The following is an 18,226-nucleotide window of genomic DNA, read 5'->3' as shown; positions in this document are numbered from 1 at the left end:
TATTCTCCTAATCATAATATTTGTCGAAATCTTCGTAATCGACATCATCATCCCATCGGCTTTCATCTTCATATTCTTGTTCTTCTTCGATTTCTGCCAATTCTTCTTCTGAATAAATTGGTTTCATTTGTTCGAATTGTTGTTTTGCCGCTGCTTTTTGCTCTTGTTCTTCTTGTTTCTTAGAATCCTCTGGTTTTTTCTTAAATTTCTTTGGTTCGTTTTCTTCTTTATGTGAAGCATCCGCAAAATCTTCGAATTTAGAATGGAATGTATTCACTTCCACAGCTCTTTCTTTACCACGTTGCTCTTTCGCAATGCGAGCTGCCTTTTCCATTTCATCTTCTTCTTTTTCAGGTTTTGGTTCTGGTTCAGAAACTTGTTGAGGTTCAGGCTCAGAAGTCGTTTGTTCCTCTTCTACCGCTTCTTCTTGTTCGGATTCTGCTGTTTCTTGTTCAGGAATGAATTCAACTTCTTCTTCATCTCCATAATCAAAATCAGCAATATCGACTGTTTCGATATTTTCATCTTCCTGCTTTAATTCTTCAATACGTTGTTGTTGCTTATAAGCCCGTTCCGCTGCTTTCTTCTCTTCGTATTGTTCATTCATTTCTTGAGCCAAAGCCATATAATCAATACCTGCTTCTTCCATTTCTGAAACAGATTTGATATCAATCTTATGATTGGTTAAACGAACAGCCAAACGTGCATTTTTACCACGTTTTCCAATTGCCAATGACAATTGATTATCTGGTACGACAACGATCAAACCATCTTTTACATTCGGATTTGGGAATACCGCAATCGATTCACTTGGACTCAAAGCATTTTTGATCAATACACTAATATTGTCTGACCATTCAAAAATATCAATTTTTTCACCATTCAATTCATTGATGATAGCTTGCACACGTTGCCCACGAGGTCCGATACATGCACCAATTGGATCAATGTTTTCATTATGAGAATAAACGGCAATTTTGCATCGTTCACCAGGTTCACGAGCAATGGCTTTGATTTCCACGATTCCTTGATAAATTTCAGGCACTTCTTTTTCAAACAAACGACGAACAAATACATCCGTAGCCCGTGAAACAAGAACTTGAGCACCCTTCGTTTCTTTATTGACTTCACGAATCACAACATTTAAAGTTTGTCCTTCATAATAGTGTTCGGTCGGAATCTGATCCACATGGCGCAACATGGCAACAGTCTTACCAATATTGACCAAAACAAATTTGGCTTCGACCGTCTCTACGGTACCTAAGATCATATCGCCTTCTTTATCATGATATTCTTCGTAAATCAATTGTTTTTCAGCTTCACGAATTTTTTGTTTCATGACACTTTTCGCTAAGTTAACATCTGCCCGATCAAAATCTTTAAAATCAACTTCTGGTTCATTGATTAGATCTCCAATCTTTGCTTGGGGATCGATCTTATGGGCATCTTCTACAGAAAGCTCTAAAGCATCATCTTCAACTTCTTCAACAACCATACGTTGTGGATAAATATGAATATGACCATCTTCAATAGCAACATTTACATATCCATCCGGAATATTTTCATGTTTACGATACGCTTTCGCCAATGCTTCTTTTAAAGCACCTTCTACAATTTCTGGTGATAACTGACGATCGGATTCAACCCCTAAAAGTGCTTTTTGTAAATCATCTACTTTAATTTTCATTTTCTGCTCCTATACTTTAACCGCTGTCATGATCATTGCGAGATTCGAACGTTCTATTTCGATTTTTTTCTTACGCCCCTTAACATTGTACGCAATGACTATTGAATCTGTATCTGCCGAAACCAAATCACCCAATACATGATCGACACCTTGTTTTGGATCTTTAAGTTTGGCATAGACATACGAACCAATCGCTGCCTGAATTTGTTCATCCGTTGTTAATTCATGTTCTGCTCCAGGTGAACATACTTCCAAATTGTACTCTGCTTGATACCAATCTTTTTCATCGAGCATCGTACCAATCGCATCACTACATATAGCACAGGTATCTAAATCGACTGGACCTTTTAGCTTTTCAATGGAAATTCGAAGTAAAGGTGGCTTTTCATTAGTTAGCCATTCTAATGCATATAAACGACATCCATTTTCAGCTAGAATTGGTTCAATCCACTGTTTTAGATCATCCATGTAGAATCTCCCTTCCAAAAGGAAGGAGTGGTTTTACCCACTCCTTCTTAACGTATATTATTTATATAACACAGTTTACAATAAACTGCAAGCACCTATTTATTCTCTTCCAATTCCATATGTCGTAAGATGATCGTTTTTATTAATTCGGCTGCTAATTTGGGATCATCATTACAAACAATATACTTATAATTTGGAATCATTTTCATTTCGTGACTTGCTTTTGCTAATCGTTGTTGAATGATTTCTTCTGGCTCACTGCGACGACCGCGGATACGGCGTTCCAATTCATCCATTGATGGTGGAATGATAAAAATGCTTAACGCATCCGGACAACGTTTCTGGACTTGTGTTGCACCCTGTACTTCAATCTCAAGTAAGACATTCTTACCTTCATTGCGTAAACGCTCTACTTCGTTTAAAGGTGTTCCATAGTAATTGCCGACAAATTCAGCATACTCCAACAACTCTCCATTTTTTATGGCTTCTTCGAATTTTTCCTTTGTTGTAAAGAAATAATCGACACCATCTTTTTCACCTTGACGCGGGCTACGCGTTGTCATTGAAGTTGAATAGGCAAGATTCAATCGATCGTCTTTTTCAAAATACTTTCGAATCGTTCCCTTACCAACTCCACTGGGCCCACTCAATATAATCAATAATCCACGTTTCATTCAAATTCTCCCAAATATAAAGCCTTTTCTTTCTCCTATTGTATCATGAACGATAAGTCTGTCAAAGATTTTATCGATATGCTAAAATTGGACTAGCGAGGTGATCTTATGGCAATGGATGGTTTATTACTGTTTACCATCACCAAACAACTACAAACCTATTGTCCTTGTAAATTAAATAAAATTCAAAATTTAAGTGATGAAGAAATCGTTTTTCAACTCCATACAAAAAACGCAGGAACCGTACGATTGGTATGCAATGTACATTCCAATACCAATCGTATTTATATTACACAAAAAACAGAAACTTCACAGTCTCAACCAACTAACTTTGTAATGGTATTACGAAAACAATGTGCGCAATGTATCATTGAATTCATCGAACAAATTCATTATGATCGTGTCCTTTGTTTACATCTACAATGTCGTAATGAATTAGGTGATTATACCAACAACAAGTTATATGTAGAATGTATGGGCAAATACGCCAACATGATCTTGGTCAATCAAGAAGGCATCATTATCGATGCGCTCAAACGCATTCCTGTCTATGAAAATGCCAAACGAACCATTCATCCAGGAGCGACCTATATTTTGCCAAAACAAGTTAAAAAAGTGAATCCTACGGAAGTAACAAAGGTGGATATGGATACAAGTTTGGTTGACCAGATTTACGGTTTTTCCCCTTTATTATCCAAAGAATTTCAGTATCGTATGGCCAATGGTCAAACCTACCAAGATATTTTAAAGGAACTACTCAATAGTCAATCGCTCTATGTGTATCCGCATGAATATCATTGTATTGAATTGACCCATCTGCATCAAAAAGCCGATGTATATCCTTTAATGGTTGGTCTGGATCATCTTTACCAAGCCAATGAGCAACAGATTCGCATTAAAGAACAATGTGGTGATGTGTTTCGTACCGTGGATAAAGAATTAAAGAAAGCAAAGAAAAAATTGCCAAAATTACAATCGAGTCTAGAGAAATCTTATGACTATAAGAAATATCAACAATATGGTGATTTATTGTTTGCGTACATGCATCAAATAAAAAAAGAAAAAGTCGTCCATGTTCCTGATTTTGAAACAGGACAAGACGTCAGCATTCCAATCGATATGCGTTTAGATATTAAAGGCAATGCCAATAAATATTATCAAAAATATCATAAAATGAAACGTTCACAATCGATTCTGCAAGAACAAATTGAAGCTTGTAAAAAAGAAATTGATTACTTTGAACAATTGCACGAACAACTACAACATTGCACCGTCATGGATGCTTTAGAAATACGCCAAGAATTGGTCAATACCCATGTCATGATGCATAAGCGTTCTCGTAAACAGGCAAAACACAAAAACAAGCCCAATGTATTACATCTACAAGTAGAAAATGTTGATATTTATGTTGGTAAAAATAACTTACAAAATAACTATATTACCCATCATTTATCCCGTAAGAAAGATATTTGGTTCCATGTCAAAGACTATCATGGTTCCCACGTGTTGTGTAAATGCGAACAACCCAATGAAGCACTAATTCGTATGTGTGCTATGTTGGCAGCTTATTATTCCAAAGGACAGATGTCCAGTTCTGTACCGGTGGATTACTGCCCCGTCAGTCAACTGAAGAAAGTGCCAGGTGCTCCTGTTGGTTTTGTAACTATGAAATCGTATAAGACCATTTATATCGATCCAGATCGTGAACAGATTGAAAAATGGATTCGCAAATATAAAAAATAATTTTTCATTCTTGATCGTTTGACTAGAACACATAAAAAAGATCCAAACCATTGCCGTTTGGATCTTTTATTCGAATCTAAATTATTTAAACTCTCTTGTTTTATGAGATTGGAAGATAGACATCATTGCCAATAATACACTTAATCCCAATGTGATAAACCAGAGCATTTCGTGATTTTCATAACCAGTTGATGCCGATGCTTGGCAAACTGTTGTTTCTTTCATAGAAGAATTTTTTGTTTGGATATCTGTTTGTTTCGATGTATTTTGATCACTTGTTTTTTCTGGTTCTTTCACAGCTTCTTTTACTGTATATGTTACCATTGGTCTTTCAAAGTCTTCTGCTTCTCCCTTGACACCTTCTGAATTTACAGGATATAAAGTAGCTTTTGTGTTTGTATAAGCTGTATAAGTTCCTGGCTTAGTTTGTCCCTGGATCAATTTGACCCCATACTTTAACATAACATGTTCAAAATTTGTAACTGGCGTATTTAATAGCCAAATAAAATGTTCATCGTCTTTCTTATTACCAGGAACATAAATAACTTCGTAATCGTATGTTCCATCTTCGTTTTTCTTAAATCCATAATGGTTATCTTTAATGCGTTCTGCATTGTACGTTGTAAGGGTACCGGTATTATCGATCACAACACGAATCGCAGATGGATCAACTAAATCAAAATCATAGTTACCATCTTCATATCCCATATAATCTTCTACAATACTACCTTTACTTAAATAATATAGGATTTCATTTTGAATAGAGTCAAAATCAGCTGTTTTTCCACCATTCAGATAATCCATAAAAGCCTTATGGCCACCATCCGATTGATTTAAGCTCTGTACAGCTACAGAATAACAATGATACTTGTTAGCTAAATCTTTATAAACATTGGCTGCATACATAAAGGCCATATCCATATTTGATGCTGATCTTGGTACAGCTGGCTGTGTTTTAAATTCTTTACTTGTTGGTTTTGTAACCATCCATAATTTATCATAGTAATTCCATACATATTCGTATGCATCACCATTGCTTTCTTGATTACGCGCAGCCACATCTTTTAAATACGCATCCCAAAGTATTGGATCCGCTGTATCTGGTCGCTTTACATTGTTGCCATATGGTGCACTTGGATAATACCAGCTTTCATCATAATAGCCACCATACGCTGTTCCTCCAGCACTATCTAAAGGTATATACGATCGAGAATAAGGGGTTTTGTAGTCACCGTCTTTGCAATACAGATAGGTATCACCATCGGAAACCAAGATCATATATTTACGATCATCTGGAATTGCTGTATTTTTGGCTAGAATTTGTTGGGCTAAAAGTAAACCTGCATGAATATTACTTCCGCCCGAATTTTGTTTCTTAAACGCTTCTTTTAATAGATCATATTGCGTTGTTAAATCAAAAGAGCCATGATCATAGGCTGCTCTTTTAAAGCCAATAACATCGACTTGCACTTTGGCGCCGGTTTGATCCGCATGTTGTTTTAACGTATCCAATAAATTCATAGCACGATCTTGTGTATCAGAAAAACTCGATTCATCCAATACAAAAGCAACTTCTGTTGTTAATTTTTCTTCGGTGGATGGTAATGAAATGGTCACTTCTGATTCCTTGTTTTCATCTAGATCTGTTGCTGTTTTGGATTTGGAATATTGCCAATTTTGATCTTCTGTATTCGTTGGTTCCGTACTTGTTGTTTCTTCATTGGAGCTTGCATTTGTATCATCTTGTGATGGACTATCTACAACATCGGTTGATACGGTTTCCGTATTCGTTGGTTCCTGTGCAAAAATGGTTGTAGTTTGACTATTAAATAAGAACGCAAATCCAAACAAGAATCCCATTATGAATAAAGGTAAATAAATACGTTTTCTCATTTCTCTCTCCTTTCTAGAACAAAGTATGAAGGTCACAGATTGAAATAAATTAGCAATTGGCGTGGCTCCAGTGTTCTATTAAAGATTGTACTTCCAAATATAAATGACCTTTCTCTCTGTACTCACATCATTACGTATCTAATTGCTTTTAGATTAGATATTACCCTGTTCAATATTACTATACTCCAAATAACGACTACATTCTATTACATATGTAAAATATTTATCATAATTAATTAATGGATGCAAAAATTTTGCATCTGTCCCAATAGCTATTCCCATAAAAAAACCATTGTGTATGTACAAATATGTATTTGACATTCACAATGGTAAACATATCGTTTGATCTACAATTTAAGGTTTTACATGAATGGTATTGCCATCCGGACCTGGTGTTTCTTCCAAGTACTGGATGATGGCTGCCTTTTGATCTGGCTTTGAAGGTTTACATAGCCAATGATCGGCTTCTCCAGAAACCATTCCTTCCGCAAATCCTGAGCAACCTGGATAACCACAACCACCACAATTATATCCTGGAAGCATTCCAGTCACATGCTCAACACGTTCGTCTACTTCAACTTTTAACTTGCTGTCCGCAATACCAAGACCGAGTCCTAGAATTGCACCAAGAATCAGCATCATAATGATAGCTGTAACCATTATATTTCCTCCTTCTTCTTGCCATGATCTGGATGCAAAGAGCAAGAAACCAATTTACATCCATCACAGTCGGCTTTTAAATTTTCACATCCCTTTGGCAAAGGGGTCTTTTTATTGTTTAGATATGCCCAAATATAAATCGCAATCAAAGCACCTACAAAGAGGATGCCTGCAATGATTCGCATTAGATAACTCCTGCAAATGCCGTAAATGCCATAGACATGATGGCAGCGCAAATCAATGCGATTGGGTTACCTTTAAAGAATTCGGGCACATCACTTAATTCCAAACGTTCACGAATAGTAGAGAAAATATACAAAACTAAAGCAAATCCAAGAGGTGTACCAATAGAATACATCAACATATGTGGGAAATCATAAAGATTTTGAATGTTGACCAAACATACATTCAATACAACACAGTTTGTTGTGATCAATGGAAGATACACACCCAAGCTCTTATACAAAGTTGGACTTTTCTTTTTGATAAACATTTCTGTCAACTGAACCAAAGATGCGATAACCAAGATGAAGGTAATCAAATCCATGAATTCAAGTCCTAATGGTACTAATACAAGATAATACAAACCATAAGTAACAATAGCCGCTACAACAATGACGAAGACAACGGCAACGCCCATACCTAACGCACTCGAACGTTTCTTACTAACACCCATGAATGGGCACATACCTAAGAATTGCGTCAAGATGACGTTATTGATAATCAAACTGGTAAATAATAATCCAAATAATTCAGCCATGATTATTTAGCCTCCTTTGCAGCAGCTTGTTCCTTTTTGCTCGCATGATCTTTGTACCAAGCAACAAATGCAGCTAAACAAGCAAATGTGATAAATGCACCCACTGGCATAGAGAACATATTAATTGTCCAAGTACTGGAGAAGAATTTTACATTCACAAATACTTGTGAAGTATTTAATGGATTGGAAATCTTGAATCCACCCGTTGAAATGATTTCACGAATGAAACTCATTGATAATACAGCTAAAGTATAACCCAATCCCATTCCAAGACCATCCAATGCGGAATCTAAAGGACCATGATCACAAGCATAGGCTTCGGCACGACCTAAGATAATACAGTTAACAACGATCAATGGAATGAACACACCCAAACTATCATTCAATGCAGGGGCATATGCTTGGATCATCATCTGTACGATCTTAACCAAAGTCGCAATGATAACGATATACACAGGAATATGTACTTCATCTGGAATGATATTACGCAAGATAGAAATAATCACGTTGGACATGATCAATACGAAAATAACGGCAATTCCCATACCAATGGCATTATCGACGGAAGTGGTAATGGCTAAAGTGGAACAAATACCTAAGAACAAAGAGAATACAGGATTTTCTCTTAAAAGTCCATTTTTGAAACTTTGAAATTTACTCATACCTATTCTCCTTTCACTTTACATCTTTCACATAGCCAGCTGCTTCATTGATACCAGCTGTAACTGCACTAGAAGAAATCGTTGCGCCAGAAATCGTATCTAACTGACCACTGGCTTTCTTTCCTTCCAAGCTTTTTCTAAATGGTTTATCCAATACTTGGGATCCTAAACCTTTAGTATCTCCATTGCTTAATCCCAAATATTTATCGATGGTTCCATCACCTTTATTGATTGAAACCAAGAAAGTTGTTCCATCTTTATATCCACTAACTGACATGTTAAAGATGACTTTGTCTTCGTATGTATAAACTTTTTGGATCGTGGTTGAATCGGTATCCAACTTCACTTGTTTAAAATCATTTAAACTTGCATCTGGATACATTTCTTGTAACGATTCTTTTTCTTGTTTCAAGTTATTCGCAGCAATGACTGGTGCTGTCATATTATTGGCCCAAGCCAATGCACCACCAGCAATGGCAGAAATAACAGACAAGAATACAGTTAAATGTGCAACTTTATTCATAGAACATCCACCTCCGTCTGTTCAACAACCTTGGCTTCCGATTCACCTTTTGGATTTGTGACTGGATGTACTTTACAAGCAGCAAAAATAGTCAAAGCTAAGCCAACGATGCAAAGATAGATAAAACCATGTTTTGCTTTTTTAAGGATATCCAATTGTTTTCCATCCAAAGCACTTTCAATCAATGGCGTCATCATATTCATCAATAAGATAGAGTATAAACATCCTTCAGGTAAGTTACCTGTCATACGAATCAATACAGTCAAGATACCTGCACCTAACGCAAAAATCGTACGACCCGCTGCACTTGTAGGTGAAGTCACAGGATCTGTCAACATGAAGAATCCACCAAAGACAACACCACCCAACAATAAATGAAGAACTGGATACCATAAGAAACCTGGGATTCCATGATAAGAACCAACACCTGTAATAATCGCAATGATAGCTGTCATCACAAAAATGGTTCCTAAATAAACAACAGGTACACGCCAATCAATGATCTTGCGTACAATCAAGAAAATACCGATGATTACGATGGCTAAGGTAAATGTTTCACCCAAAGCACCTGGATATGTTCCAAGGAATAAACCTTTCCATCCACCATAGTTTTTCAAAAAAGCATCCAATACATTCTCATTAGCTGGTAACCAACCATATGTACTAGCGATATAAGCAGTTGGTGTTGCACTTGTTACTAAATCAGTTGTTGCTCCTGTAAAAGAGGCAAAGATAACGGCACGACCGACAGCTGCGGGGTTAAAGATATTATGGCCAAATCCACCAAAGATCATTTTTGCGAATACAATAGCAAAAATCGTAGACACGATAACAGCATAAAGTGGAACAGATACAGGCATCATCAAAGATAAGATGATGGCAGTAACCCATCCAAAACTATTCTTAATTTCTTTTTTTGGATCTCTTTTGCGAATCTTCGCAAATAGATACTCACAAATAAACATTGTAACTAGTGAACAAAGTAAGATCCAAACACATTGCAGTCCATATGCACTTCCATATAGATTTGTATAATTAATAACTGCCAAGACAAAGATGATCAACAAACCACAAGTCAATTCTTTCATGATTCGTTGTGTCGTTAAAGGACCTCTCAGACTTGGACTGACATGAAAATTCAACTTCATAACTGGCCCTCCCTATTTCTTCTTCAAGGCAATGACACGTTTTGCCTTTCGCACATTTTCAGTTACATTGATATGACTTGGACAAACATAAGTACAAAGTCCACATTCAATACAACTCGATGCACCACGTTTGATCATTTCATCCACATCATTGGCTTTTACTGCCATACTGATACGAACGGGTTGCAAACCAGCTGGACAATGATCCGAACAACGACCACAACGTAAACATTCAATGGCATCGTCTTCTACATGTTTTAATACCGTAATGGCATTCATAGCACGATCAATCACAAATTCATCTTTGATCAATGTTTTTCCCATCATTGGTCCACCTGCAATGACACGTACACTATCGCAACTGTATCCACCACAAGCTTCAATAATTTCATTGACGGGCATTCCTACAGGAACACTAACATTGCTTGGTTTTTTGATACCATTTCCACTGATCGTAACCGTTTTTTGCGTAATGGCTTGTCCACGTGTAAAAGCCTGCGCCATCGCAATCGCTGTTGTCGCATTATCGACAATTGCTCCTGCCTCCGCAGGTAAATTACCATATTCTTTATGTAGTACTTCACGAACTAAAACACGTTCCCAACCCATTGGATATACATCAGGGACAGGACGAACATCAACACCTTGTGCATTGGCACAAGCCTTTTTTACTTGTTCAATTAAATCGGGGTGAGACTCTTTGATACAAATATACACTTGGTCCACTTCGGCCATCTTTTTCATGATAAGACAACCGGTTACTAAATCTTGTGGATCGTCCATGACATTTCGATAATCTGCTGTAATAAAAGGCTCACACTCAACGGCATTGATCAAAACCACATCGACACCGTTTGGTTTTCCATATTTAACATACGTTGGGAATCCAGCGCCTCCCAAACCAATAATTCCAGCCTGTTGAACAAAATCAACACACTCTTGACGACTTAACTTTGTATAATCTTGTGGCTCAAAAGCTTGGATACTTTCCTGTTTACCATCTGCTTCAATCACCATATGTACTTGGGGACGCATCGAACTGTGCATTCGTTTCTCTGTACCCTTATACGTTCCTGAAACACTGGAATAAATAGGAACATACAAACCGGCTTTTGTTTCAGCAAGTTTTGTTCCAACCTTTACAGCATCTCCCTCTGAAACCAAGACATTGAAATCTTTATCTGTACTACGACCATGCACCAATGGAATGTACACATTTTGTTTTGGCATTAGATGCAAAACTTCTGATTTCTCTGTCAACTCTTTATGTCCAGGGATATGTTGTCTCATAGATCCTAAAAACAATGACATAGACCTATTTCTCTCCTTCCTATAATCAAAATTTATATTAATCCATTTTCTAAGGGAGTTCAAGCTTTTATCATTCGACAAAACCCATCAAAAAAGCTATAATGACCCCATGAAAAAGAATATTAAAAGCTGGTTGATCCTATCTTCTTGCTTCCTTTTATTGATTATTTCCATTATTTTTTTCATACAATCTCGACAATCAACCAATCAAGATCAACAAAACATTACCCTAACAGATGTGGGGTTTGATACCCCCGTCACCTTTCAAGCCCAATGCTCACAAGAAGATTTTGAAAAATACACAAAAATTTTAAAACAAGTATTTAAAGAAAATAATAAACGATTTGATCAATATAATGCATATTCAGGCATCAATAATGTCTATACCATCAATCACCAAGCAGGTTCGCAACCCGTTGCGGTGGATGATACCACATTGGACTGTATCAAATTAGCTCTCCAAATACATGAAATTTGTCCCAAGTTTGATATCAGTTATGGCAATGTGATGGATGTATGGCATACTTATCGAGAAGAAGGCATGAAATTAAATGAAAAAGGAAAAGATGGTAAATTGCCAACAGATGAAGAAATTCAAACGGCATTAAGTCATGGCGGAACCGATAAAATTCAAATCAATGGCAATCAGATTTCTTTTACGGATCCCGATACGATGATCGATTTAGGTGGTATTGCCAAAGGATATACGACCCAACTGGCTAAAAAAGCTTTGAATAAAGCTGGACTTCACAATGGCTTTATCAATGCCGGAGGAAACGTCGTTTTATTAGGACCAAAACCCGATGGATCCGCTTGGACCATTGGCATTCAAGATCCGGATAGTCAAAATTCTGTTGTTTCTTTTGAAACAGATGAAGATAAAACCATTGTTACAAGTGGCGACTATCAACGGTACTACACCGTGGATGGAAAACGATATGCCCATATCATTGATCCAGATACAGGCTATCCTGCCAACAATTGTCGTAGTGTTACCGTCATTACTTCTGACTCCGGAAAAGCGGATGGTTTAAGTACTTCTCTTTTCTGTCTCGATTATGAACAAGGAAAAGCCCTCGCAAAAAAAGAAGGCGTCCAAGCCATTTGGATTTTTGATAAAGATCATTCGCCAAATGAAACACCCGATCTAAAAACAAAAAAATACAATATTTATATGACTAAAAAAATCAAAAAGAAAGTAAAATTAGTCACAAATTAAAGGGAAATAACACATTTCCCTTTTTTCTCGCATAAAAAAAGGGGCTGTAACGAATAGATGAATTTTCGGATTTATCTAGGAGCGAACGGCTCCTTTTTCATTTTGACGATCTGCTTGCTTATGCTTTTTATACGATAATGAAAAAATGCCAATTTTTGAGCGAACAAAAACTACTTGCTCATATCTGGCATTTTTTTGTTTGTATAGTAGATGTTAGGAATGTTTTTTTTGATTGGTTTTCTGTTTCTGCATTCGGTGCGTATGATATTTGCGCAGATTATGACCGATTGAAACAAGCAGAAGCTCCAATTTGACCATGGTTTCTTTCCGACGCCATAGTCTGTCATATTCCTGATCCTGCTTGATTTGTCCGAATATCCCTTCGGCCTGGATGCTCCGCTGCTTCATCAATTCCTGACCGGTCTCCGTCAGCAGGTTTTCTCTGATCTCGATCTTCATCTCGGCCAGCTTGTCGGTCCTCTGCAGGGTTCTTCCGTGTTTGGATCGCGTACACTGTGACCGCAAAGGACATCCTTCATAATGTTCATTGCGATAGAAATGGATCGTTCTCGGATATCTGCCTTTGACAGATTCTTTTGTCTGTTCCAGCGTGAATGCATGTCCCTGTGGACAATAGATATTGCCTTCTTCATCCGGCTTCATCCTATAGCTCCTGAACCGGTTCTTGTCCGTGACCTTTTCCTGTTCTTTGTGCATGGTATGTATTTCACATACAGTTCGATATCATGTTCTTTGCAGTAACAGTAATTGTCATAGCTGCCATATCCGGCATCGGCCGGCGTCTTTCTGGGAAAGCATCCATAGGCTCTGTGATATCCTTCCATAAAAGGAATGTATGTATTCCGGTCATTGGCATCACCGGATACATAGATATGGCGGATGTAGCCGTTGCTGCTGCCCATCTGTACATTGTATCCGGGCTTGAATACGTTGGTATGATTATAATAGTCGTATTTCATATGCATAAAGGTGGCATCCGGATCGGTCTATGAAAAACTGTTCCGTCCTATCGATGGTATCGTTCTTTTCAAAATAGCGGTTCAGATCATAGAAGATCTCTTCGATGGGCATCTTGAGGTCATCATGGATGAAACGATGAAAAGCCATATGGGAAGGTGTCTGACCATCCATGATAAATTGAAAACGGATGTCATAGCGGCAAAGAGAAGCAAGCTTTCGCAAAGAGACATAGCCAAAAGCGAGAAGAACACATTGGAGCATATTCACACTGTCATACCCATTCGAATTTCGATGAGAGAGATCGAAATATTTTAATGGATTGATCGTTTCTACGACCTCTTTCACGGTTCTGGAAATAGCATCATCAGGGATAGAATCTTCGTAAACAAAACGCAAAGGGAATTAAAATGACGGTTGAATTGCGTTAGAAGGTATTTTGACACAACAAAATTATACCAAAAAGGCCGATGGCGATGAACAACAGTTCAAAACCATCGGTCTTTTTTATGAGCTAATTAACGATTACTCGTTACAGATCCTAAAATCATTATTTAACTTCGTAGATCCATCCTTCTGGTGCTTCGATTGTACCCATTTGGATACCAGTTAAAGTATCATACAACTTCTTAATGGTTGGACCCATTTTTTCCATACCTGATTTGAAGACAACTTCTTCACCAGTAACTGTATTCGTGACAGATCCTACTGGACTAATGACAGCAGCTGTACCACAAAGACCGCATTCATCAAATTCAGGTAATTCTGTCAAAGGAATTTCTCTTTCTTCTACTTTCAATCCCAAGTAATGTTCAGCAACATATTCCAAAGAACGACGTGTAACAGAAGGTAAAATCGTTGGTGATTTAACCGTTACGAATGTATCTCCCTTGATGAAAATAATGTTAGCTCCACCAGTTTCTTCAACCAATGTACGTGTTCTTGAATCTGGATACAAGTTTTCATTGAAGCCTTCTTTATGTGCTTGTACGATTGCATGTAAAGACATCGCATAGTTTAATCCAGCTTTGATATGACCAGTTCCACGAGGAGCTGCACGGTCAAATTCAGCTAATTTCAAACGAATTGGTTTAGCACCACCTTTAAAATAAGGTCCAACGGGCGTTGTGATAACACGGAATTGATATTCTTCTGCTGGGGCTACACCAATGACTGCACTTGAACCAAACATGTAAGGACGAATATATAAAGTAGCACCTGAACCATAAGGTGGTACCCAACTTTCATTAGCTTTGATTGTTTCTAAGATAGCCTGTACGAAACGATCTTGTGGAAATGGTGGCATTTCCAAACGTTGTGCTGAATCATACATACGCTTTGCGTTCTGATCTGGACGGAACGTAACAATTCGACCATCCACAGTTGTATAGGCCTTCATCCCTTCAAAAACAGATTGCGAATATTGTAGGACACCTGCACATTCTGACATCGTAATGGTATGATCCGATGTTAAAACACCATCATCCCATTTTCCATTTTTAAAATTGGATACGTAGCTTTTATCGGTTTCGCGATAGCTAAAATCGAGTGCGCTCCAATCAATATTTTGCTTCTCCATATAAATCTGCCTCCTATATACTACTTAATTAAAATACACCCATTGAATTTCCACGTCAACGAGTGTTTTCAGTATATTTTCAATAATTTTCAATTTGTTTCACAACTAAGTCGCCCATTTCTTGACAACCTACCTGTTTCATGCCTTCACTCATCATATCTGCCGTACGATAGCCTTCATCCAAGATCGTATTCACGGCTTTTTCAATGTCTTGTGCTTCTTTTTCCAAATGGAAAGAATAACGCATCATCATCGCAACCGATAAGATCGTTCCCAAAGGATTGGCCATATCTTTTCCCGCAATATCTGGTGCTGAACCATGGATTGGTTCATACATACCAACAGAAGTGGATCCCAAAGATGCAGAACCAATGGTACCAATTGTTCCTGTCAACATGCTGGCTTCATCACTTAAAATATCGCCAAACATATTTTCCGTTAAGATCACATCAAATTGACTTGGATCTTTACACAACTGCATCGCTGCATTGTCTACATACATAAAATTCAATTCTACATCTGGATATTCTTTGGCTAGATCTTTGACTACTTTACGCCATAATTTAGACGTATCCAATACATTGGCTTTATCAACACAAGTTACTTTATGATGACGTACTTGGGCTGTCTCAAAAGCAACCTTCGCGATCCGTTGGATTTCCTCCACACTATAAGCCATTTCATCCACTGCAAGATCACCAATCGTCTCATGCTTGCCAAAGTAAATACCACCGGTCAATTCACGAACAACCACAAAATCAATACCTTTTTGCACAATTTCTGGTTTTAAAGGACTGGCATCCGCCAATTGTGGAAATAAAATCGCAGGACGAAGATTCGCAAACAATCCAAGTAAACTACGAATACGTAATAAAGCCTTTTCGGGACGATTATTGGCAGGTTGACTATCATATTTTGGACCACCAACAGCACCTAATAATACGGCATCCGCTTGTTTTAAGGCAACGATAGAAACTTGTGGCAAACATTCACCCGTCGCATCGATAGCAGCTCCTCCAGCTAAAACTTCATCATAAATAAATGTATGATGATATTTGGCTTCAATGCTGCGCAAAACTTTTATGGCCTCACCAACAATTTCAGGACCAATATAATCACCACGTACGATTGCAATTCGTTTTTCCATATTATTTATTCCCCTTTTGATTGACATAATTGACCAAGCCACCTTGGGCAATCAATTCTTGCATAAATGGTGGAAATGGTACAGCCTGGAACGTTTGATTCGTAGTCACATCCGTAATAATACCGGATTCAAAATCCACCTTGACTTCATCGCCTTCATTGATGGCTTCGGCTGCTTCTGGACATTCCAAAATAGACAATCCAATATTAATCGCATTGCGATAGAAGATACGTGCAAAACTATCCGCAATGATACAAGAAATACCAGCCGTTTTTAATGCCAAAGGCGCATGTTCACGACTCGATCCACAACCAAAATTCTTACGAGCAACCATGATATCACCTGGTTTTACGCGTTTTGTGAAAGTAGGATCAATATCAACCATCGCATGGCTTGCCAATTCTTTGGCATCAAAAGAATTCAAATAACGTGCCGGAATGATGACATCCGTATCAACATTATCCCCATATTTTAATACCGTTCCATGTGCTTGATTCATTTTCCTTCCTCCATTCGTTCTGGATTCGCAATGTATCCCTTGATAGCCGTAGCTGCTGCTACTTCTGGACTCGCTAGATAAATCAAAGATTCGACATCTCCCATTCGACCTACAAAGTTACGATTTGTGGTTGATAAACATTTTTCACCTTTCGCTAAAACGCCCATATGTCCACCCATACAAGGACCACAACTTGGCGTATTGAAAGCACAACCAGCTTCAACAAAAATATCGACTAAGCCTTCATGGACACATTGTAAGAAAATCTTCTGCGTTGCAGGAACAACCATAACACGTACATTTTCAGCAACTTTATGTCCTTTTAAGATGGCAGCTGCCTTTCGCAAATCCGAAATACGACCATTGGTACAGGAACCAATCACAACTTGATCGACATAGATAGGTTCCATGGCTTCGACTTCATCAATGGTATGAGCATTACCTGGCAAATGAGGGAATGCGACTGTTGGACGAATTTGGCTTAAATCCACATCGACCACTTGTTCATAATTGGCATCTTCATCGGCTTCATAGACGGTATAGTCTTTTACCCCGGCTTGTTTCATATATTCAATGGTTTGATCATCCACTGGGAAAATACCATTTTTGGCTCCGGCTTCGATGGCCATATTACAAATCGTAAAACGATCATCCATGCTTAATTCAGCAACACCTGGACCGACAAATTCCATTGATTTATACAAAGCGCCATCGACACCAATTTCACCAATAATATGTAGAATGACATCTTTTCCGCTAATATAAGGATTTGGCTTTCCATGTAAATATATCTTGATAGCTGTTGGAATCTTGAACCAGGCTTGTCCAGTCACCATACCCGCCGCAATATCAGTCGTTCCAACACCGGTAGAAAAGGCACCCAAAGCACCATACGTACAAGTATGAGAATCCGCACCAATCACACATTGACCTGCATAGGTAAGTCCTAATTCAGGTAATATGGCGTGTTCAACGCCACATTTACCCTGAATTAATTTATGGGTTAGTTTTTCTTGAATGGAAAATTCTAAAATAGCTTTTGAATTTTCTGCAGATTTAATATCTTTATTCGGCGTAAAATGATCTGGTACAAAGACGACCTTATCTTGATTAAATACATGACCACCCATTTGTTGGATGATTGGTAAAGCCATAGGGCCAGTAATATCATTGGCCATGACCAAATCTAAATTTGCTTGAATTAACTGACCAGCTTCAACATGATCTAAACCAGCATGTGCCGCTAAGATCTTTTGGGTCATTGTCATTGCCATA

20 protein-coding genes are annotated in these 18,226 nt (G+C 37.8%); 2 read left to right on the top strand and 18 right to left on the bottom strand.

What is annotated here, in order from left to right; all coding sequences use genetic code 11:
* Nucleotides 1-7: 7 nt before the first annotated feature.
* From nusA to gmk, 3 genes are all read right to left on the bottom strand, one after another.
* Nucleotides 8-1,687 (bottom strand): transcription termination factor NusA, encoded by a 1,680-nt coding sequence (nusA, locus tag EDX97_RS03080; RefSeq protein ID WP_245977982.1) that lies wholly within the window; start codon nt 1,685-1,687, stop codon nt 8-10.
* A 9-nt stretch (nt 1,688-1,696) separates the two neighbouring features.
* On the bottom strand, nt 1,697-2,155 hold the full coding sequence (gene rimP / locus EDX97_RS03075; RefSeq protein ID WP_128519720.1) for a ribosome maturation factor RimP: 459 nt from the start codon (nt 2,153-2,155) through the stop codon (nt 1,697-1,699).
* Between the two features lie 95 nt (nt 2,156-2,250).
* Nucleotides 2,251-2,829, bottom strand: coding sequence for a guanylate kinase (gmk, locus tag EDX97_RS03070; RefSeq protein WP_128519719.1), 579 nt, complete (start codon nt 2,827-2,829; stop codon nt 2,251-2,253).
* 108 nt (nt 2,830-2,937) lie between these two features.
* Between gmk and EDX97_RS03065 the strand changes: the two genes are divergently transcribed.
* Nucleotides 2,938-4,572, top strand: a complete 1,635-nt coding sequence (locus tag EDX97_RS03065; protein ID WP_128519718.1) for an Rqc2 family fibronectin-binding protein — start codon at nt 2,938-2,940, stop codon at nt 4,570-4,572.
* 81 nt (nt 4,573-4,653) lie between these two features.
* Here the strand turns inward: EDX97_RS03065 and EDX97_RS03060 are convergent, their stop codons facing one another.
* The 8 genes from EDX97_RS03060 to EDX97_RS03025 form a co-directional block, all read right to left on the bottom strand.
* Nucleotides 4,654-6,465, bottom strand: coding sequence for a vWA domain-containing protein (locus EDX97_RS03060; protein WP_128519717.1), 1,812 nt, complete (start codon nt 6,463-6,465; stop codon nt 4,654-4,656).
* 354 nt (nt 6,466-6,819) lie between these two features.
* Nucleotides 6,820-7,125: a (Fe-S)-binding protein gene (locus EDX97_RS03055; protein ID WP_128519716.1), complete on the bottom strand. Its 306-nt coding sequence runs from the start codon at nt 7,123-7,125 to the stop codon at nt 6,820-6,822.
* On the bottom strand, nt 7,125-7,310 hold the full coding sequence (locus tag EDX97_RS03050; protein WP_128519715.1) for a hypothetical protein: 186 nt from the start codon (nt 7,308-7,310) through the stop codon (nt 7,125-7,127). Before EDX97_RS03050 ends, EDX97_RS03055 begins: the two co-directional genes overlap by 1 nt.
* A complete protein-coding gene (locus EDX97_RS03045) occupies nt 7,310-7,885 on the bottom strand; it encodes an electron transport complex protein RnfA (protein ID WP_183164245.1) in 576 nt (191 codons plus the stop codon). The genes EDX97_RS03050 and EDX97_RS03045 overlap by 1 nt, the downstream gene beginning before the upstream one ends.
* 2 nt (nt 7,886-7,887) lie before the next feature.
* Nucleotides 7,888-8,547 (bottom strand): electron transport complex subunit RsxE, encoded by a 660-nt coding sequence (gene rsxE / locus EDX97_RS03040; RefSeq protein ID WP_128519713.1) that lies wholly within the window; start codon nt 8,545-8,547, stop codon nt 7,888-7,890.
* A gap of 13 nt (nt 8,548-8,560) precedes the next feature.
* Nucleotides 8,561-9,070 carry an RnfABCDGE type electron transport complex subunit G gene (locus tag EDX97_RS03035; protein ID WP_128519712.1) on the bottom strand — a complete coding sequence of 170 codons (510 nt, stop codon included), beginning with the start codon at nt 9,068-9,070 and terminating at the stop codon, nt 8,561-8,563.
* Nucleotides 9,067-10,218 (bottom strand): RnfABCDGE type electron transport complex subunit D, encoded by a 1,152-nt coding sequence (locus tag EDX97_RS03030; protein ID WP_128519711.1) that lies wholly within the window; start codon nt 10,216-10,218, stop codon nt 9,067-9,069. Before EDX97_RS03030 ends, EDX97_RS03035 begins: the two co-directional genes overlap by 4 nt.
* 12 nt (nt 10,219-10,230) lie before the next feature.
* The gene (locus EDX97_RS03025) at nt 10,231-11,508 is read right to left on the bottom strand and encodes an RnfABCDGE type electron transport complex subunit C (RefSeq protein WP_420884678.1); all 1,278 of its coding nucleotides are present in this window, start codon (nt 11,506-11,508) and stop codon (nt 10,231-10,233) included.
* 130 nt (nt 11,509-11,638) lie between these two features.
* Here EDX97_RS03025 and EDX97_RS03020 point away from each other — a divergent pair, with 130 nt between their 5' ends.
* On the top strand, nt 11,639-12,748 hold the full coding sequence (locus tag EDX97_RS03020; RefSeq protein WP_128519709.1) for an FAD:protein FMN transferase: 1,110 nt from the start codon (nt 11,639-11,641) through the stop codon (nt 12,746-12,748).
* A gap of 213 nt (nt 12,749-12,961) precedes the next feature.
* Here the strand turns inward: EDX97_RS03020 and EDX97_RS03015 are convergent, their stop codons facing one another.
* From EDX97_RS03015 to leuC, 7 genes are all read right to left on the bottom strand, one after another.
* Nucleotides 12,962-13,411, bottom strand: coding sequence for a transposase (locus tag EDX97_RS03015; protein WP_183164244.1), 450 nt, complete (start codon nt 13,409-13,411; stop codon nt 12,962-12,964).
* The gene (locus tag EDX97_RS03010; protein WP_183164243.1) at nt 13,408-13,728 is read right to left on the bottom strand and encodes a transposase; all 321 of its coding nucleotides are present in this window, start codon (nt 13,726-13,728) and stop codon (nt 13,408-13,410) included. The genes EDX97_RS03015 and EDX97_RS03010 overlap by 4 nt, the downstream gene beginning before the upstream one ends.
* The gene (locus tag EDX97_RS03005) at nt 13,709-14,125 is read right to left on the bottom strand and encodes a transposase (RefSeq protein WP_183164242.1); all 417 of its coding nucleotides are present in this window, start codon (nt 14,123-14,125) and stop codon (nt 13,709-13,711) included. The genes EDX97_RS03010 and EDX97_RS03005 overlap by 20 nt, the downstream gene beginning before the upstream one ends.
* Before the next feature lie 151 nt (nt 14,126-14,276).
* On the bottom strand, nt 14,277-15,305 hold the full coding sequence (locus tag EDX97_RS03000) for a branched-chain amino acid aminotransferase (protein WP_128519705.1): 1,029 nt from the start codon (nt 15,303-15,305) through the stop codon (nt 14,277-14,279).
* A 79-nt stretch (nt 15,306-15,384) separates the two neighbouring features.
* Nucleotides 15,385-16,452: a 3-isopropylmalate dehydrogenase gene (leuB, locus tag EDX97_RS02995; protein ID WP_128519704.1), complete on the bottom strand. Its 1,068-nt coding sequence runs from the start codon at nt 16,450-16,452 to the stop codon at nt 15,385-15,387.
* 1 nt (nt 16,453) lies between these two features.
* Nucleotides 16,454-16,951, bottom strand: coding sequence for a 3-isopropylmalate dehydratase small subunit (gene leuD, locus EDX97_RS02990; RefSeq protein WP_128519703.1), 498 nt, complete (start codon nt 16,949-16,951; stop codon nt 16,454-16,456).
* A complete protein-coding gene (gene leuC / locus EDX97_RS02985; protein ID WP_128519702.1) occupies nt 16,948-18,225 on the bottom strand; it encodes a 3-isopropylmalate dehydratase large subunit in 1,278 nt (425 codons plus the stop codon). The genes leuD and leuC overlap by 4 nt, the downstream gene beginning before the upstream one ends.
* Nucleotide 18,226 lies beyond the last annotated feature (1 nt).

It is taken from the genome of Absicoccus porci, from assembly GCF_003725415.1.
In the GTDB taxonomy this organism is placed as follows: Bacteria; Bacillota_I; Bacilli_A; order Erysipelotrichales; family Erysipelotrichaceae; genus Absicoccus; species Absicoccus porci.
This window is presented reverse-complemented; position numbering and strand designations above follow the sequence as displayed.

What these genes read in the sequence shown, in the direction of transcription:
- nusA (WP_245977982.1), bottom strand. Translation starts at nt 1,687, where the DNA reads ATGAAAATTAAAGTAGATGATTTACAAAAAGCACTTTTAGGGGTTGAA.
- rimP (WP_128519720.1), bottom strand. Translation starts at nt 2,155, where the DNA reads ATGGATGATCTAAAACAGTGGATTGAACCAATTCTAGCTGAAAATGGA.
- gmk (WP_128519719.1), bottom strand. Translation starts at nt 2,829, where the DNA reads ATGAAACGTGGATTATTGATTATATTGAGTGGGCCCAGTGGAGTTGGT.
- EDX97_RS03065 (WP_128519718.1), top strand. Translation starts at nt 2,938, where the DNA reads ATGGCAATGGATGGTTTATTACTGTTTACCATCACCAAACAACTACAA.
- EDX97_RS03060 (WP_128519717.1), bottom strand. Translation starts at nt 6,465, where the DNA reads ATGAGAAAACGTATTTATTTACCTTTATTCATAATGGGATTCTTGTTT.
- EDX97_RS03055 (WP_128519716.1), bottom strand. Translation starts at nt 7,125, where the DNA reads ATGGTTACAGCTATCATTATGATGCTGATTCTTGGTGCAATTCTAGGA.
- EDX97_RS03050 (WP_128519715.1), bottom strand. Translation starts at nt 7,310, where the DNA reads ATGCGAATCATTGCAGGCATCCTCTTTGTAGGTGCTTTGATTGCGATT.
- EDX97_RS03045 (WP_183164245.1), bottom strand. Translation starts at nt 7,885, where the DNA reads ATGGCTGAATTATTTGGATTATTATTTACCAGTTTGATTATCAATAAC.
- rsxE (WP_128519713.1), bottom strand. Translation starts at nt 8,547, where the DNA reads ATGAGTAAATTTCAAAGTTTCAAAAATGGACTTTTAAGAGAAAATCCT.
- EDX97_RS03035 (WP_128519712.1), bottom strand. Translation starts at nt 9,070, where the DNA reads ATGAATAAAGTTGCACATTTAACTGTATTCTTGTCTGTTATTTCTGCC.
- EDX97_RS03030 (WP_128519711.1), bottom strand. Translation starts at nt 10,218, where the DNA reads ATGAAGTTGAATTTTCATGTCAGTCCAAGTCTGAGAGGTCCTTTAACG.
- EDX97_RS03025 (WP_420884678.1), bottom strand. Translation starts at nt 11,508, where the DNA reads ATGAGACAACATATCCCTGGACATAAAGAGTTGACAGAGAAATCAGAA.
- EDX97_RS03020 (WP_128519709.1), top strand. Translation starts at nt 11,639, where the DNA reads ATGAAAAAGAATATTAAAAGCTGGTTGATCCTATCTTCTTGCTTCCTT.
- EDX97_RS03015 (WP_183164244.1), bottom strand. Translation starts at nt 13,411, where the DNA reads ATGAAGCCGGATGAAGAAGGCAATATCTATTGTCCACAGGGACATGCA.
- EDX97_RS03010 (WP_183164243.1), bottom strand. Translation starts at nt 13,728, where the DNA reads ATGAAATACGACTATTATAATCATACCAACGTATTCAAGCCCGGATAC.
- EDX97_RS03000 (WP_128519705.1), bottom strand. Translation starts at nt 15,305, where the DNA reads ATGGAGAAGCAAAATATTGATTGGAGCGCACTCGATTTTAGCTATCGC.
- leuB (WP_128519704.1), bottom strand. Translation starts at nt 16,452, where the DNA reads ATGGAAAAACGAATTGCAATCGTACGTGGTGATTATATTGGTCCTGAA.
- leuD (WP_128519703.1), bottom strand. Translation starts at nt 16,951, where the DNA reads ATGAATCAAGCACATGGAACGGTATTAAAATATGGGGATAATGTTGAT.
- leuC (WP_128519702.1), bottom strand. Translation starts at nt 18,225, where the DNA reads ATGGCAATGACAATGACCCAAAAGATCTTAGCGGCACATGCTGGTTTA.